At 42.0% G+C, this 17,703-nt stretch carries 13 protein-coding genes, 1 tRNA gene and 1 other RNA gene; 3 read left to right on the forward strand and 12 right to left on the reverse strand.

Translation table 11 applies throughout. The features are described from left to right. Nucleotides 1-5: 5 nt before the first annotated feature. The 4 genes from H0R92_RS00335 to H0R92_RS00350 all read right to left on the reverse strand — a co-directional run bounded on the left by H0R92_RS00335 (nt 6) and on the right by H0R92_RS00350 (nt 2,581). On the reverse strand, nt 6-335 hold the full coding sequence (locus H0R92_RS00335) for a zinc ribbon domain-containing protein (protein WP_432960018.1): 330 nt from the start codon (nt 333-335) through the stop codon (nt 6-8). A 71-nt stretch (nt 336-406) separates the two neighbouring features. Further along, a tRNA-Leu gene (locus H0R92_RS00340) sits at nt 407-490 on the reverse strand. Between the two features lie 154 nt (nt 491-644). Further along, nucleotides 645-1,625 (reverse strand): hypothetical protein, encoded by a 981-nt coding sequence (locus H0R92_RS00345; RefSeq protein ID WP_432960020.1) that lies wholly within the window; start codon nt 1,623-1,625, stop codon nt 645-647. Continuing rightward, nucleotides 1,622-2,581 carry a hypothetical protein gene (locus H0R92_RS00350; RefSeq protein ID WP_432960022.1) on the reverse strand — a complete coding sequence of 320 codons (960 nt, stop codon included), beginning with the start codon at nt 2,579-2,581 and terminating at the stop codon, nt 1,622-1,624. Before H0R92_RS00350 ends, H0R92_RS00345 begins: the two co-directional genes overlap by 4 nt. Nucleotides 2,582-2,631: 50 nt before the next feature. Here H0R92_RS00350 and mfd point away from each other — a divergent pair, with 50 nt between their 5' ends. The 3 genes from mfd to H0R92_RS00365 all read left to right on the forward strand — a co-directional run bounded on the left by mfd (nt 2,632) and on the right by H0R92_RS00365 (nt 9,649). Further along, entirely contained in the window at nt 2,632-6,165 is a 3,534-nt protein-coding gene (gene mfd / locus H0R92_RS00355; protein ID WP_432960024.1) for a transcription-repair coupling factor, read from the forward strand. Between the two features lie 237 nt (nt 6,166-6,402). Continuing rightward, the gene (locus tag H0R92_RS00360; RefSeq protein ID WP_432960026.1) at nt 6,403-7,029 is read left to right on the forward strand and encodes an HAD family hydrolase; all 627 of its coding nucleotides are present in this window, start codon (nt 6,403-6,405) and stop codon (nt 7,027-7,029) included. Between the two features lie 37 nt (nt 7,030-7,066). Then, on the forward strand, nt 7,067-9,649 hold the full coding sequence (locus H0R92_RS00365; RefSeq protein ID WP_432960028.1) for an AAA domain-containing protein: 2,583 nt from the start codon (nt 7,067-7,069) through the stop codon (nt 9,647-9,649). 112 nt (nt 9,650-9,761) lie between these two features. Here H0R92_RS00365 and rodA read toward each other — a convergent pair whose 3' ends face one another. The 8 genes from rodA to H0R92_RS00405 all read right to left on the reverse strand — a co-directional run bounded on the left by rodA (nt 9,762) and on the right by H0R92_RS00405 (nt 17,672). Beyond that, complete coding sequence (gene rodA, locus H0R92_RS00370; RefSeq protein ID WP_432960030.1) at nt 9,762-11,069, reverse strand: rod shape-determining protein RodA; 1,308 nt, start codon at nt 11,067-11,069, stop codon at nt 9,762-9,764. A gap of 1 nt (nt 11,070) precedes the next feature. Continuing rightward, nucleotides 11,071-12,963 (reverse strand): penicillin-binding protein 2, encoded by a 1,893-nt coding sequence (gene mrdA / locus H0R92_RS00375; protein WP_432960032.1) that lies wholly within the window; start codon nt 12,961-12,963, stop codon nt 11,071-11,073. After that, nucleotides 12,963-13,472: a rod shape-determining protein MreD gene (mreD, locus tag H0R92_RS00380; RefSeq protein ID WP_432960033.1), complete on the reverse strand. Its 510-nt coding sequence runs from the start codon at nt 13,470-13,472 to the stop codon at nt 12,963-12,965. The genes mrdA and mreD overlap by 1 nt, the downstream gene beginning before the upstream one ends. Further along, a complete protein-coding gene (gene mreC / locus H0R92_RS00385) occupies nt 13,469-14,344 on the reverse strand; it encodes a rod shape-determining protein MreC (RefSeq protein ID WP_432960035.1) in 876 nt (291 codons plus the stop codon). The genes mreD and mreC overlap by 4 nt, the downstream gene beginning before the upstream one ends. Nucleotides 14,345-14,357: 13 nt before the next feature. After that, a complete protein-coding gene (locus H0R92_RS00390; RefSeq protein WP_432960037.1) occupies nt 14,358-15,395 on the reverse strand; it encodes a rod shape-determining protein in 1,038 nt (345 codons plus the stop codon). A gap of 10 nt (nt 15,396-15,405) precedes the next feature. Next, nucleotides 15,406-16,362, reverse strand: a complete 957-nt coding sequence (locus H0R92_RS00395; protein WP_432960039.1) for a tetratricopeptide repeat protein — start codon at nt 16,360-16,362, stop codon at nt 15,406-15,408. 60 nt (nt 16,363-16,422) lie between these two features. Beyond that, an RNA gene (rnpB, locus tag H0R92_RS00400) (RNase P RNA component class A) lies at nt 16,423-16,810 on the reverse strand. Nucleotides 16,811-16,814: 4 nt separating this feature from the next. Beyond that, complete coding sequence (locus tag H0R92_RS00405) at nt 16,815-17,672, reverse strand: zinc ribbon domain-containing protein (protein WP_432960041.1); 858 nt, start codon at nt 17,670-17,672, stop codon at nt 16,815-16,817. Nucleotides 17,673-17,703: the final 31 nt, after the last annotated feature.

The raw sequence follows: 17,703 nt of genomic DNA on the forward strand, positions 1-17,703 counted from the left end.
GCCGGCTAACCTCTTAAGAAATTATACAATACAGCCAAAACGATAGCCAATAGTATAAAGGTCGCGATATAAACCCAAACGGGAAGCGGATCATCCGCTTTTTTTCCGTATGCGCCGCTTTTTTTTGCGGAATCGGAAGAACCGCCGAAATCTTTCATAGCGTAACCGCATTGCGGGCAGCCTTTTTTAAAAGCCGAATGTTCGCCCGTGTGCCCGCAATTCGGACAACGCACCGAGGCGAAAAAACGTCCGCATTTGGGGCAAAATCGCGCATTTACCGGAACTTCCGTATCACAAAATTCGCAAAAAAACTTGGGACGGTGTTTTGCGTTCATAAAAAAAGCATAACCTAATTGGAAAAAAAAATCCAGAGGGAAATACATAAAATGGAGGTTTTTTCCGTTAATGCCCGGAACAAGACTTGAACTTGCACACCCGTGAAGGCTCTAGTACCTGAAACTAGCGTGTCTACCAATTCCACCATCCGGGCAGGAAAAAACGCAGCCGTTAATAAGCCGCTTATTTTTTAACTGCATTAAATATAGTGAAAAAACGGACTTATGTCAACAATATAAATTATTAAAACAAGCGGTACCTATTGTAAAATTACGGCAAACGGCAGGTATTTAATGCCGCAGTTATTTTTATTTTTTTAAAATACACATTTCGGCAACGCCATCATCGAGGCCTTGTACTTGTACCGATACGTTTAAAATTTCATCGCCGCGTTTTATAATGCCGCTCGACTTTTGTCCGAAACGCAAACTGCGGAATAGGTTTTTATCGTCCGGTCGGAAAAATAACAAAGGCGGGTTGTATTCGACTATAGAGCCTTGTACGGCCGTTTTTGTTGACGGATGCACAAAGGTAAACGTATTCGCTTTAGCGGGTTGTTCCGGTTTGCTGTCGGCGGTAAAATCGGCATTAAAATCGTCTTTTACGAAAACAGTTTCCGACGCGTCTGCCTCAGATTCGATTTCGATAGGCTGTGCCGGAATTTCAATTTCAGGTTCGGTTATGCTTTCAAATTCTTTTGTGTTTGTGCCGATTTCGGGTAGCTCTTCAATGTACTCCGGTGCAATGTCTTCGTTATTTTCCAGCTCAATAAGTGTAATACATTCTTTCGAAACGTTCGGACTGCTTTCAATCGGTTCGGCAAAATCTATAATTTCAAGTTCGTCCGCATACTGTTCGTTTTGATTTTCCCGTTCGGCAGGGTTGTCGGGTTTAAGCTGCACTTGCGTATGCGTTTGTGTTTTTCCCGCTGCATCGGAAAAGAGCAGTGCGGTAATTTGCTCTTGAATGTCTTTTTCTTCGATGGAAGTATCGAGGCAGTGGACGCCCAAAAAATCTGCTTTTTCACTTTCTTCTTCCGAAAGGTGTGCTCCAAGAAAAATACGGGGCTGCAAGGGACCGAATCCGGTTTTTATGTGTTGTACCAGTGTTTTCCAATGACGCGGATAATCGGAACCGTCTATAAACACAAGCTGCGGTGCTATTTCTTCCAAATTGTCCATCGCTTTTAAAAGCCAGCGATAACAAATTATATCATAGCCCGCTTTATTAAAAAAAGCTGCATATGAGTTCAGCACATCTTCGGATTCCGAAATCAATAAGGCTTTCATTCTGTCCCCAAATTATCTACCGTATAATCATATATTTGCCATATTCCGTCGCGCAAACGAACGTAATAAGTGTAGCGTTTTTTTTCTTTAAAGGTCGGGTATTTGAACCATTCTATAACACTGACAGTTCCTTCGTTTTTCGTATATGCGGTTTTTTCAATCGTAAACATTTCGGGAATTGCGGCTATATCCGAATCCATATTTTCGGCTGCAAGGAGTTTTTTAAAATTAGAAAGCATTGTTAAGCGTTCCTGTTCGGAAGCTGCCGTATATTTGCGTTTGTTAATATCGTTTTTCATATAAATGGCTTCTACATCCATATATAAAAAAAACTGATCCCAAAGGCTGCGCTGTCTAGCTATAATTGTATATTCGATAACTTTATCCGGTGCAATCGCTTCCGGTTTTAAAATATGAGCCGTTTCATAATCGATAGGAATCATAGTAGAGGCCCCTATTCCCGGATCCGGATTGATTTCAAGGCTCAAACGATTTGAAACAAGGGTAATGTCTTTTGTTTTATATAATTCGGGATAAAAGGTTAATTCAAAATAATACACGGAAGGTTTTTCGATAACCAGATAGTCTTTTAGATTAACGATAAAGGCGTATTCTTCTTCCGGTTCAAGGGCAAGTTCTCTGAAATATACGGTTTGACTTGTTGTACGCTTTCGGATAAGGTTATCGGTTTGTGTAAGCTTTATATTGCGTGCATCAAAGGCCGTAAAATCCACACTGAATACGCGGTCGTCGGCCAATTTAAAACGTAAAGTATTTTGCCCCTTGTTGACGATACTCACATGAACATAGACGGGGTTTGTGTCGGTATTATTCGGATAATACATTGTTTTATCGTACAGCTTAATTGCAACCCGTGCCGTATCCGTTTGTTGTGCATAAAGGCTCTGGGCAAACAAAACAAAAATCGTTATACTATATGCAAGAATACGTTTCACAACCTGTTCTCCGTAAAAAAATATCCATATTATATTATCGGACAAAATTCATGAATTCGTTATATCATATCATACATTCTTCAAAAAATATACAGGGAATTATACAAAATTTTCAAAAAGAAGATGTTTATCCCTGTCAAATCGAAGGTGCGCAAAAGGGCTTGTATGCCTTTTTTTTAGCCGAGTTTTTGAATGCCGATAGAATAAAACCGCATAACGCAGCGGATGCTTTTACGGGCGTTCAAACCGTTTTTCTTATCGTGCCGGAAGAAAAAGAAGCTAAGGACTTATTGACCGATTTGCAAAGTGTGTTTTCGGACAAAGACGGAAATGCATTAGCCGACATATACAGCCTTCCGTGGTGGGGAACTCTTCCGTACCGTGCGGTGGCAAAGGGCGCGCGTGTTTTCGGCGAAAGGGCTTCCGTTCTTGCAAAAATGCTTATGGCAAAACGGGAGAGCGGACAGTCATCCGTGCGCCCGTCAATCTTTGTTATGACCCAGCGCGCTTTTTTAACGCCCGTTCCTCCGGCCGCATACACCGAAAGTCTTATATTTTCCCTTTCGGCCGGTCAAAGCTTTGACCCCGCCGCATTGGCGGACCGTTTAAGCGCTCAGGGCTATATACGGGTTCCGCGCGTTACGGTTAGAGGCGAGTTTACGATGCGCGGCGAAGTATTCGATATCTTTATGCCGGGCGAAGATTATCCGCACCGCATTGTGTTCGACTTTGACCGCATAGAAAGCATACGTTCCTTTGACCGCGAAACGCAAACTTCAATTGAAAAGCTTACAAGCCTTATTATCTATCCGATGAAAGAAACCGTTTGGACGGACAATCTTATTCAAAGGCTCGATACAAAGCTTTCCCGCCTTGCCGGAAAAACGGGCTTAAGCTATGATACCGTGCTTGAAAGTTTAATCAATACGCGGGAAGCCGACGGCGAAGAGCTTTTTTATCCGATTGTACACGCCGAACCGGACGCACAAAGTGCGGGCGTAAAAAGTTCATCGGTACTCGATTATGCGTCAACGGATACGGCGGTGTTCTTTTTCGACTATGACCGCCAATTAAACGCCGTCGAAAACCTGGCAAAAGAGTACTCCGGCTTATATAAAAAAGCCTGCTCTTTTTATCCCGAACGTTTTATTCCGCCGCCCGAAACCCAAATCCTAGACTTTGAAAGCTCCCTTGAATCTCATAAAAAACGCCTTTTATTCCGCACTATTCATACGGAGCATGCGGACGAAAAAATCCCCCTCAAAATCGAATGCGACCCGCCGCGGAGCTTTTTCGGCAATATCAATTATTTAAAAGAAAGCTTGGAAGCCCTGCAAAAAGACGGCTGGCGCATTTTTATCTATGCCGACAGCTCCCCCCAGGCAATGCGCATAGGCGAGCTTTTAAAAGATTTTCCCGGCGTCATTATAGTTCCGCTTCAAATATCGTCGGGTTTTGCTCTTGCCGACGTAAAAACCGCCGTTATTCAGGAAAACGAAATATTCGGCCGGCGCAAACACACGCCCAAGTCGATAAAACAGGCAAAAAGCGCGGTTTTGGACACCTTTGTCGAGCTTAATCCGGGCGATTTTGTCGTACACGTCAATTACGGTATCGGGCTTTTTAAAGGCATAGAACGTGTAAAAGCCCTCGGCCACGAGCGCGATTACGTTAAACTCGAATACGCCGACGAAGAAACCGTTTTTATTCCGATTGAACAGGTGAACCTCGTGCAGCGCTATATCGGAAACGAGGGAGATGCGCCGCGCCTTGACCGCCTGGGCTCCAAAAACTGGGAAAACCGCAAAAACCGCGTTAAACAGTCGGTTGAAGATATAGCCGAAAAACTGATAGATTTGTATTCACGAAGAAAGGCCGCCCGCGGTTTTGCCTTCCCGAAAGACAGTGAATTTATGACCGCCTTTGAAGCCGCCTTTCCCTATGTGGAAACCGAAGATCAGCTTACCGTTGCCGAAGAAATCAAAGCCGATATGGAAAAGCCCGTTCCTATGGACCGCCTTATTTGCGGCGATGTCGGTTACGGAAAAACCGAACTTGCCATGAGGGCGGCTTTTAAAGCCGTTATGGGCGGAAAACAGGTTGCCTTTTTGGCGCCGACAACCATCCTTGCAGAGCAGCACTACGAAACCTGTGCCGAACGTTTTGAAAATTTTCCCGTACGTATCGCCCACATGTCGCGCTTTGTTTCAAAAGCGGAGCAGACAAAGATTTTAAAGTCCCTTGCCGCAGGCGAAATCGATATTTTAATCGGCACCCACCGCATTATTCAAAAAGACGTGCGTTTTAAAGATTTGGGGCTTATGATTATCGACGAAGAACAGCGCTTCGGCGTTAAAGATAAAGAACGCTTAAAACAGCTTAAAACGAATATCGACGCCCTTGCAATGAGCGCAACGCCTATTCCCCGCACCCTGCACATGAGCCTTTTAAAAATCCGCGATATGAGCCTTTTAAAAACGCCGCCTCAAAACCGCCAAGCGATTGAAACCGTTATCGACGCATACAATGAAGAGCGCGTTGCCGAAGCCATCAGGCGCGAAGCCGAGCGGGGAGGGCAGGTGTTTTATCTTCACAACCGCGTCGAAAGCCTCGAAGAAGTACGCATAAAATTACAGCAAGCCGTCCCCGAAATGCTTATCGATACCGCCCACGGAAGAATGAGCGCGGGCGAACTTGACGATATTTTCCGCCGCTTTAAAATGGGCGGTTTTCACGTATTGATTGCCACCACCATTATCGAAAACGGTATCGATATACCCAACGTCAATACGATTATCATAGACCGCGCCGATATGTACGGCGTATCCCAGCTTTACCAGCTGCGCGGGCGGGTAGGGCGCAGCGACCGAAAAGCCTACGCCTATCTTTTGTACCCCGAAAACCGCGCCCTAAGCGAAGTGGCCATGAAGCGTTTGCAGGTAATAAGCGACTTTACCGAATTGGGAAGCGGCTTTAAAATTGCCATGAAGGATATGGAAATCCGCGGCGCGGGAAACCTTTTGGGGCGCGACCAATCCGGCGACGTATATTCTGTCGGCTTCGACTTATACCTCCGCCTTTTGGAAGAAGCGGTGCGCCGCCTCAGCGACGAAAACTACACCGAAGAAGAAGACGTTTTACTCGAACTCGAATACACGGGCTTTATTCCCGACAGCTATATTTCCAATGCACAAATTAAAATGGAAGTCTATAAAAAAATTGCCGCAGCTTCGAGTTCGGCCACAAGCGAAGACGAGGCGGCCCTTATTTATGCCGAATTGGAAGACCGTTTCGGTCCGGTTCCTCCTGAAGTATCGAGCTTGCTTGCTTTGGCGGAGATAAAAATCATGTGCCGCAAATTGTCGATTTCGTCGCTCAAAGAGAGAAACGGAAGCGCAGCAATCGAATTTTCGCGCGTATCCGATATTTCCGTCGAAAAGGTTTTGCGCCTCATAAAAGAAAGCGCCGGCCGCGTAAAACTTGATGCCCGCAAACCCAACGTATTGATTTTACAAACCGGAAAAATCGGCCTTCAAGAAAAAAGCGAATTTATAAAAGAAAAACTTGAAGCTTTAATGGCTTAACCGTGTCAGTTTTTTTTGTCCTTGTGTGTGAACACACCGCCCGCCGTACACGGTCTATAAATCTTATTAAGATGAGCACAAAAGTGCACAAAGGAGCGAAAAACCGCTTTTTCGGTGAAATTTTCGGCCTTTGAATTTCCGGAATTTTTATCACCATGTATACAAAAGTGCTCATTTACAGTTTGATATTTTGTTTTCTCTGTACTTTTATGCCGAAATAAGGTACAATGGGGTATTATGATTAAAGCTTTAATTTTAGACTACGGAAACGTCATTTCAAAAACGAATACCGGCGATTGTGCCGATGAAATGGAAAAATTAAGCGGTGTTCCGGCCGATGTATTTCGCGGTGTGTATGAAAAATACCGCTTTGATTTTGACCGCGGTGTAATAAACGGTGCCGAAATGTACCGCCGCTTACTGGAAGAGGCAGGCTATACGGATGTTGCATCCGACCGTCCGTTGCTCGATAAAATCGCCCGTTTGGATTTGGAAAGCTGGAAAGATATTCACGATGATGTAAGCGATTGGGCGCTCGGTGTACAAAAAGCAGGGTATAAGCTCGGCATTTTATCGAATATGCCGTATGAGTTTTTGGATTTGTATGAAAAAAGCATTCCGCCTTTTGTGCATGCCGATTATGCCTGTTTTTCATGCCGTGTAAAACTTATAAAGCCCGAACCCGCGATTTATAAAGATTGTCTTCGCGGTCTTAAAGTGGAGGCGGCTGAAGCTGTTTTTTTCGATGATATACCTCATAATATCGATGCCGCGCTTGCACTTGGCATGAATGCCTTTGTGTGGACGGGGTTGGAGCAAGCTCAGCGGGATTGGGCGCGCTGTGTAAGGGAAAAAAATACCTGAATATCTGGAAAACTGCAAGAGCCTGAAATTTTGTGATATGAATTTGGAAACACGTGATTCTATAATCATTTTAACCGATAAATACGGTACGCAGGATAGAACGGCGGAAATTACAAACATCACATATAATGCTTCAAAAGAATTGTGGGATATTGAATTTGCGGGCGGCAAGCATACATTTTCTTATAAAACAGAAAATGTAAAAATTATTAAGAATTGTCTTAGAGAAACACAGTCAGCTGCTGTTTTTGATTTTCTTCTGCAAATGGCGGAATTCAGTTCTATCCAAAATGACGACGGACAAAATCTTCTTGTCAAAAAACTTGAAAAATCACGTTTCGTTAATGATCAATCCGTTTTGGCGGTATATCTTAATCCCCAAAAAAAGAAGACGGAACCTGTCAATATTAAATCTCTTATTTTTCCGTTTGGCTGTAATACGAGTCAGTTTAAGGCTGTACGGATGGCCTTACATAATCAAATAAGTATTATTCAGGGACCGCCGGGAACCGGAAAAACTCAAACTATTCTTAATATTATTGCGAATCTCTTGATGGATAATAAAACGGTACTTGTTGTTTCCAATAATAATGCGGCAACTGCAAATGTGTATGAAAAATTAGCATCGGAAAAATACGGTTTCGGTTTTATTTGTGCTGTGCAGGGTAAACGGGAAAATGTTGAATGCTTTATAAAAAATCAAAAACAGTTTTATCCCGATTATATTTCAAACTGGAAAAAATCATTACAAACCTTTTCAACATTATTAGATGAAGAAATAAAGCGGCTCGGGTCCTATTTTGACGCTGTAGAATGTATTTCAATAATAAAATCGCAGATATCCGCACTGAAAACGGAGCAAAAGTATTTTTATTCCGTTATTTATGATATCTATGATAATACACGATTACTTCAGTGTTCTTCTTTAATATTAATGAATTTACTGCACGATATTCAATTCACGTATTCCGAAAAAGAAAGGCTTGGCTTCTTTAAAAAATGGAAATTGAGATTACAATTCGGTATAGGCGAATTGAAGTTCTGGAAAACCGAACCTGAAAAAGTTATAGAGACTATCAAAGCTTCGTATTACCCCGTGAAGCTGGAAGAGCTCAATAATGACTTACGGAAAAAAGAAGAAATTATAAAAGGATTTAATCCAGCTGAGGTTTATGAAAAATGTCTTGCCGTATTAAGATTTCAAATTGCAAACAAGTATTCAAAAAATACGGCACGAAGACAGTTTAAAGACGCGAAAGAGATTTATTTTCATCCTGCCGCCTTTGTCGATGAATATCCGGTGATTTTTAGTACAACATTTTCTTCGAGAGCAACAATAGGCCGGGGAACCGATTTTTTGTTTGACTATGTAATTATGGATGAAGCATCTCAAGTAGATATTGTTACAGGTGCTTTAGCTTTATCGTGTGCAAAAAATGCGGTTATTGTCGGTGATAAAATGCAGCTCCCGAATGTCATTGAAGAGAGTAAGAAAAGAACAGCTCAAGACTTATTCAATAAAACACAGCTGCCGGACGGATATAATTTTATTCACAGTTTCTTGACTTCGTTGGAGAAGATACTTCCCGAAACTCCTCAAACTCTGTTGCGCGAACATTATCGCTGCCATCCTAAGATAATTAATTTTTGTAATCAACAGTTCTATGGGGGCAAATTATTGATTATGACACAAGATAAGGGAGAACCCGATATTCTCGAAGCTGTAAAAACTGTTCCCGGAAATTTCTGTAAAGATCACTGTAATCGGCGTCAGATTGACGTCATTAAGAATGAAATACTCCCTAAATATACGGAAGAAGAAATAAAAAATATCGGAATAATTGCTCCGTATAATAACCAAACGGATGCAATAAGAGCTCAAATTCCGGGAATTGATACTGCAACCGTCCATAAATATCAAGGACGGGAAAAAGATATTATTATTATTTCAACGGTGGATAATGAAATAACAAGTTTTACAGACGATCCGAATATGTTGAATGTTGCAATTTCGCGGGCAAAAAAAAAGCTTGCCATCGTTATTTCGGGAAATAAACAGCCTGAAAATTCCAATTTGTCAGCTTTACTGAAGTATATTGAATATAACAATTTCACGATAGAAGAGAGTAGGCTAACGTCAATTTTTGATTTTTTTTATACCGCGGAAACAGAGTCAAAAATGCAATTCCTGAAACAAATGAAAAGAATTTCAAAATATGATTCCGAAAATGCTATGAATACTTTATTGATAAAAATCTTTGAAGAACCTGTTTATTCAAAATTCGGATTTGTTTTTGAAATGCCGTTGAAAGATATTGTTCACAGAAAGTTTATCGGTAATTTGCCTCGGGGGTTGGCTGAGTATGCAGAACGCAGCTGGTCTCATGTGGATTTTACAATTTTTAATCGCGTAACGAAAGAAATACTTTTTGGAATTGAAGTTGACGGTTATAATTATCACAAAAACGGTACAATACAGGCTGAACGTGATGAAAAGAAAAATAGAATTTTTAAAATCTTGGGTATTCCTTTGTTAAGATTTAGTACAAGAGGTTCGGAAGAAGAAAAAGATATAAAAACATTATTGGACAAACAAAATGAGATGCACTTTTGTAAATGACGGCGTGTATCTTTTATGGTGGAGAAGATTTTATCCTTTGGTAGACAGAATATGCGTTATGGGAAGTAGTGTAAGGAGGAGAATTTTACACAAAGAAGAGAAACAAGGTTTATTAAAAATCCAGCCGGCGGTAATGAATGCTCATTAAAAGACCGATTGCCCACATAGAAGTCCATAGCGATGAACCGCCGTAGGATAAAAATAAAAGCGGAATGCCGGTAATGGGCATAATACCCATTACCATGCCGACATTAACGACAAAATGAAAAAAGAACATAATGAGAATACCGACGCCGATATAATAGCCGAAAGTATTTTTTGTATTGTGAATAATAAAAATAATTCTCAATAAAATAATTAAAAAAAGTACAAAAACAAATAAGCTGCCTATAAAACCTATTTCTTCGGATAAAATGCTGAAAATAAAGTCGGTACTTTGTTGGGGCAAAAAACGGTAATGGCTTTGCGTTCCTTTTAAAAAACCCTGCCCCGTTATACCGCCCGATCCGATTGCGATTTTCGATTGAATGATATTCCATCCGGAACCGAGGGGATCGGTATACGGATCCAAAAATACGATGAGGCGTTTTATTTGGTAATCCTTTAACACCTTGTTTCCGACAATAGATGCACCGAATGCAAGGGTAAAACTTCCCGAAAACCACGTAATAAAATAATAGTATTTGTTTCGATAAAATAAAAAGCCCAATGCGCCTATAAGACCTATCATTGCAAAAGTTGCGATAACGATAAGACGCAGGCGGTTATCGCTGAAAATACTTAAAAAAGCGATATTTTTTTGCAAAATGGATTCTTGCCACACCGGTAAAATCGTAAAAACAATGGTTAAAATACCTGTAAGTATAATGAACAATAAATATGCTGCAGGAATGCCGGCTGCAAATAGCATTGCGATGCATATGGGGAAATACACGCTTGCAGTTCCCATGTCGGGTTGGAGCAAAATCAACAGAGCTGGAAGGCCTAATATGGCAATGCTTATCAAAAAGCGTTTTAAAGGCAGGGTGTTTTCCGATCGTTCCAAATACCAGGCAAAAAATACAATATAAATGATTTTACCGAATTCGGAAGGCTGAATACCGAAATTACCGATACCGAGCCAACTGCGGGCGCCGTTGACATAGCGGCCGAAAATTATTGTGTATATGAGTACAAAAATTAAAACTGCAAATGCCGGCGGTGCAAAACGCTGCAATTTTCGGTAATCGAAAATTGCAAAAAAAACCATAATAACCAAGCCGGAACCGGCAAAAATAATTTGCTTTATATATTCTTTCGATACCGATATTTGCTCCGAGTTTACTCCGGAAGAATAAACAAAAAGTATGCCGATAAAAACCAATAAAAATACGCAGATAAGCAATACATAGTCGAATATTTCAAAAAAACGGAATTTCATCTTATTCCTGCCTTCCCGAAGGTTTTACCAAATAACGGAAACGCAGCGTATCCAACGCTTCGTCATAAGTTTGGTTTGCAAATATTCCCTGGAATATAATCGTTGAAGCATAGGGCGCCCACCATTCCCATGGATTTATAGCTTCTACAAGTACGCATACCACTACAGCATCTTCGGGGGGGGCTCCGTAGGGACCGTAACCGACAAACCATGAATGCCAGCTTTTATCAAATCCGCTTACTTCCGCCGTTCCGGTTTTTCCAGCTATATCGACGGCTTTGTTTTTCATTAAGACGCCTTGTGCCGAACCGTTAGTAACCATATAACGCAAATATTCTTTCATCGTTGTCCATACGGCTGTGTTGATTGTCGATTTATGCAATATTTCAGGGCGTACCGTTTTTATAATTTCCGAACTTACCGGATCGCGTACTTCTTTGAGTAAATGCGGCTTATAAATCACACCCTCGTTTACAAACATAGCCATAACGTTTGCAATGTGCAGGGGCGTTGCAACCGTAAAGCCCTGTCCTATAGACATACTCATAGTATCGCCGCCGAGCCATTTTTCATGATAACGCCTTTCTTTCCACTGGGCATTCGGTATAAATCCCGTTTTTGCAGCCGGTAAATCTATTTGCAAACTTTTACCTAAGCCGAATTCCTTGGCATAGGCGGAAATGCGTTCTACCCCCAAATAATCGCGTCCGGCCGTCCAAAAGTAAATATTGCAGGATTGGGCAAGGGCATTTTTTAAATCCATATGCCCGTGTCCGGGAACACCGATATGGCAGCGAAAACTGCGGTCTCCGTAATCCATCAAGCCTCTACACTCGATTTTTTTTTCAGGAGGAACGGTACCTTCCGCAAGCAAGGCGGCAGTCATAATTGTTTTGAAGGTTGATGCCGGAGGATATTCGGCATTTACGGCACGGTTAATAAGCGGCTTATATGCATCGTTTGCAAGCTTTGTGTAGGCAGCGGCGTTATTCGTATTAAAAATATTCGGATCGAAATACGGATACGATACCATTGCCAAAATTTCACCGTTTGCGGGTTTTAAAACAACGACTGCCCCTACCCGTTCTCCAAGGGCTTTTTCCGCGAGGGTTTGTATGTTTGTGTCTACTGTTAAAATCAAATCGCGGCCGCTTATGGGAGCCGTTATCACGGGTTTTTCCGATACGAGCCGCCCTTTTACGTCAACCGTATGGGATTCGATTCCGGATTTTCCCTGCAGCAAGTCGTCATATTGTTTTTCAATTCCCGTTTTTCCGATAATGCTGGTATTCGTATAGCCTTTATTGTACAGTTCTTTTAGCTCTTCTTTAGTAATATCGCCTACATAACCGACTATGTGCGATATGGAACCTGTTTCTACATAGTTGCGTATGGGTTTTGACCGCCAGCTTACGCCCGGTAAATCAAAACTGTTTTCCGCTATATTCGAAATAACGGAAAAAGGTACATTCGATTTGATTTCTATGGCAGTGTACGAATTTTTTTTGTGTCCTGCCGTTTTTGCATCTATTTCCGACTTTTTTATGCCCAAGTACGCGGCAAGCCGTGCACAAACACCGTCTTGCATACCCGGCGGGATTTCTCCGAGCGTAAGGTCAACGGCAAAAGAATCGTTGTTGATAACCATCGGCAAGGTTGCGTTTCTGTCAAAAATCTCACCCCGCTGAGCCGGAATAATCCGTATACGCTGGGAAATTGTATGCGATTGTTTGCGGTATTGTTTGCCTTCAATAATTTGCATTGAAAAGAGTTTTAAGATATATACGGTAAAGGTGAGAATAATGAGCAGGGCAAACACTGTGCTGACATGAGTTTTTTCTTTTGCGCTGCCCGACCGATTTTTAAGATCAAACGAACGGTTTGGGGACTGCATTATTGTATTTTCTCCGTCGGAAAATCTTTAGCCAAAATCTTAAAAAAAGATAAAAACCAAAATACCACGGGGGCGCACAGTGCGCTGAAAACACATTCATACCATAGAACGGAAGAAAAAAGCGAATACGTTAAAATGCTTCCCGGATAAAAAAACGATACAAATCGTATCAAGATTGCCTTAGCCGCGGTGGCGGTAAAACCGAGTACGGCAGGTATTATAATACCGCTTGTTTCAAAGTTGTTATAGAATAAGCCGCTTAAAAAACCGATAAGCGTGCGCACCAGTGCATTAAGTCCGAGAGGGGCTGCACTGAGAAAATCCAATACAAGACCGGAAAAAAAACCCGATACTTCTCCGGTTAAACTTCCGTTATGAAAACCTATATATAATACGACAAGTAAGAGTATGTCGGGAACAACCGGTAAAGCATACCAATTTGAAAGTACGGCCGTTTGAATCAATAAAACGAAGATAATCAATGCAAAAAAAATCAAAACCCGTTTCATTGAAGCGCTCCCGTTTCAAGCGTATTTTTTTGTGTCGTATCTACCACAATAACTTCTTCCAAGCGCGAAAAATCCACAATCGGTATAACCGAAATCGCCAATGACGTATCGTAATCGACGGTTGCGACCGAATTTACGGTTCCGATGGGGATTTCGCGTATATAGTTACCGTTTTCTCCGGAGGTAACTATAATGTCGCCGAATTGTAATTGATCCAATACACGTTTTTTTATATAATCCATTTTAAGGGGCGTATCGGGGGAACCGGTTCCGCTTATAAGTCCCAAATCGCGTGTATGCTGAATACGCGCCGATACGCTGCACTGAAAATCATATATGGGCATAATCATACTGGTATAGGGACCTACCGTTACAATCTTTCCGACTAAGCCGACGCTGCCCTTTTGTACCGCAATAACGGGCATATTTTTCTTTATTCCGTCTTTGCTTCCCTTATTTACAACGATAGCCGAATATAAATTGTCCGAATCGCGTCCGATAATACGTGCCGGAAGGTTTTTGTATTCATATCGTTGGGAAAAATGTAACAGCGCGCTTAAACGTTCGTTTTCTTTTTTTATTTCGGCATTTGAACGCTGCATATATTCATAGTTTTTCAGTTTTTCGGTAAGCTGTTCGTATTCCTTTTTTAAATTCGATAATTCGCGTATAGCGTTTGATATGTCTTTAAAGCCGGTAACGACGGAGTTAACCCCTCTTTGAGCGGTTGAAATAACCGAAAACCCCGTTTGTTTAAAATTGATAACAAAGTTACCGGTAGATAGGCCTAAAATAAGGGCTGATACGATAAGCAGTATCGCAAGTATGATAAGAGAAAATTTGGAACTGTAAGCAAGTTTATGCGCGCCCATACGTCGTTTGCGTTTACGAGTTTAAACTGTCGTAAATACTTCGGTCGGTTGACATATCTCTGAAGATTTCAAACGAACGGCCTGCTCCTATGGCAACACACTCAAGCGGGTGATCCACTAAGATAACCGGAACGCCCGTTTCTTTCGAAATCAATTTGGGAAGGCCCTTTAAAAGCGATCCCCCTCCGGTCATAACGATACCGCGTTCGACAATATCTGCGGCAAGTTCGGGCGGCGTTTTTCCCAGTGTTAATTTAATTTCTTCGACAATTTGGTTGGTCGGGTCTTTTAATGCTTCACGCACTTCAATCGAATCGATTTCCAAGCGGCGCGGCAAACCGGTAATGGCGTCCGTACCCTTTATTTCCATTTTTTCGATATTTTTTTCCGGCGATGCGTTTCCTATTTCGATTTTTAAACGTTCGGCGGTTTGTTGACCGATAACCAAACTGTGGACGCTGCGTACATGTTTAATAATGGCCTCATCAAATTCGTCGCCGCCTATGCGTATGGCATTTGAAACGACCATACCGTTAAGCGAAATAACCGATACTTCGGTAGTGCCGCCGCCGATATCGCATACCATATGTCCTGCCGGCTCATGTATCGGAATGCCGGCGCCGATGGCCGCCGCCCGCGATTCTTCGATAATACTTACTTCTTTTGCACCGGCTTTCATGGCAGCTTCCACTACCGCTCTGCTTTCGACTTCGGTAATACAGGTAGGAATACCGATTTTCATTTTAATCGACTTTATAAGCTGGTGTTTGGGAATCGTTTTTGATACAAAATAGCGAATCATCTTTTCGGTGCTGTCCATATCCGCTATAACGCCGTCCGCAAGCGGCCGTATCGCGGTAATATCGCCGGGAGTTTTCCACAGCATGCGTTTTGCTTCCGCCCCGACTGCGACAATGCGCTTTGTTCCGCGTTCGACGGCCACAACGGAAGGTTCGTTGATTACGATGTTTTTACCGGGAACATAGATTAACGTATTGCAGGTACCCAAGTCCATTCCGATATATGTTGTAAATCTGTCAAAGAAAGCCATTATTCCTCCGTTATTTTTTTGAATCTATTTTATGCAAGGCTCCCGGATGGTTTACTTGCGCTTTTAAGGCTTTTCGCCAATGGGCACGGGCTTTTATTAAATCACCTTCTTGTTCGTATATAAGCCCTAACCCGTAATACGCATCTGCCGCATTCGGATCCTTTTTCAAAATCATTTCAAATTCCGCTTTTGCATCCGCGAAATTGTTTTCACTGATATAAATATCGCCTAAAAGTTGAGCGCAGGTAAGGATAAATACCTCATCGGTACTCATGTTTTTTATACGGTATAAATAAGGTTTTGCCGCTTCGGTTTGACCGTTTTTATAATATTGCCGGGCAATCGCTAAAAGTAGGGTTTCCGAGCTGTTTACCGATAAAGCTTCGGTAAAAGCCGCGATACTTTCGTTTGTCATGCCCAAATCCGCATAACTTAATCCCAAATACTCATATATATCATCTGCAGTGTACCCCGAAGCGAGTGCTTCTGTCAAATAGTGTACGGCCAAGTCCGCGTAATAATGATAAGCGGAAAGAATATTTTTATGAAAATATGTTTTGCCGAGCATGTATTCGATTTGCGGTTTTAAATTCTTTTTTGCACTTATAAGGGAAAGCCGAAGAGAATTGACGGCCGTATCCATATATGATTGCGCTTGCTGCGGATCCGTTTGAGCCAGGGCTAAAAAAAAGGCGGCATAACCTCGATAAGTAAGGGCGAGATTTTGAAACGGAACATCGTGCAACAGCGTTTCGGTTAAGGTATATATGCTTTCATAGTCTTTCGCAGCCCACAATGTTTCCAATTCCGCGGCTGCGGAAGGCTGTGAAGCGTGTTTAGCGATAAACCGTATAACGAAAAAAACGGCAAAGCCGAATAAAACAAGGGCAGTCAATATAACTGCAACACGGGGAAGTTTGATTTTTCTTTTTACTGTTGCAGTCCGCGTATCGTATCTGTTTTTCATCCCCCGCACCCGTTATTTTATTTTAGGGTTTGTTTCCGAAATTTCGGTTTTAAGCACCCAAAAAAAAGAAGAGTATAAGCCGGATTCTGTAAACGCCTCCTATACGGATGCGCCGTAACCATCTATCTGCAATGCAGATTACCCTGCATTTTTTGCGGCCTACCTGTAACTATAGATTCGGAACAATCAGTTACCGCTTGGCCTTGCTCCGGATGAGGCTTGCAATGCGATATACGTTACCGTATATCCGGTGGGCTTTTACCCCGCCTTTTCACCCTTACCTGCTTTCGCAGGCGGTTTATTTTCTGTTGCGCTGTCTGTACTCCGTTTTTGCAGTGCAAAAACATTTTGCAGTGCAAAAACAAAGCCCCGGCCGTTAGCCGGCATCCTTTCCGAAGGAGCCCGGACTTTCCTCAGGTTTTATACCCGCGGTTACATACTCTTCTCAAAAATCAGTTATCATAGCCCAATTCTTTTAAAGTTTCGCGATCCGCCATCGATTCTCCCATGTCGGAATCTTCGTCTTCGTCGTCATCGTCAAAATCGTCTTCAAAATCGGTCAGGCTTCCCGTATCATCAAGGTGGAAGTAGTCGTTTTCACCGTCTTCAGCTTCCTGATAATATAAAATGCGGCTGCAATACGGACAAAAATTAATATCATCTCCGTTCCGTACTTGGTTGGCAAATTGTGCCGGTAAAATCATGTGGCAGCCGTCGCACACGTTTCCTTTTACGGCAACAATACCGGTTTCTTTACTTTTTATTATACGTTGAAATTTAAAAATAATTTCAGGGTCTATGCCCGGAATAATTTTTTCTTCTTGTTTTGCCAATTTATCGAGTTTTTTTTGCATGCCGGCGGTTTCTTTATTCAAAGAGGCTTTTCCGGCATTCAATTCGCTTTCTTGTACTTCAATTAATTTTTCGTCCTGTTTGAGTTTTTCATTTTGCTCGGAAAGGAGTTTTTCGTGTTTTTGCAATTCTCTGCGGATGTTTTGCTCGGCTTCGGCGGCATCGTGAATTTCTTTTTCAAGAATTTCATACTCACGGTGCGATGTTATGGTATCCATACCCTTTTCGCCTTTTTCACGTGCGGCTTCGGCTTCCGCCAATTCGGTTTTTAACTGTACAACTTTTTTGCGAAGCTCTTCATAGCCGGCATTTTTTTCAATGAATTCTTTTTTTAAACGTGCAAGCAATTCATCCTGCGAAAAAAGTTTTTTAGGCGCTTCTTCAATTTCATGCTGAATGGCATATTTTTCCGCTAAAATATCCTGTAAATTTCTGAGCTTTTCGAAAATTTCCGTCATCTGTTTTATATACCTCTTCTTATTTTATATA

This window comes from Treponema sp. OMZ 840, assembly GCF_050937815.1.
Taxonomy (GTDB): Bacteria; Spirochaetota; Spirochaetia; order Treponematales; family Treponemataceae; genus Treponema_C.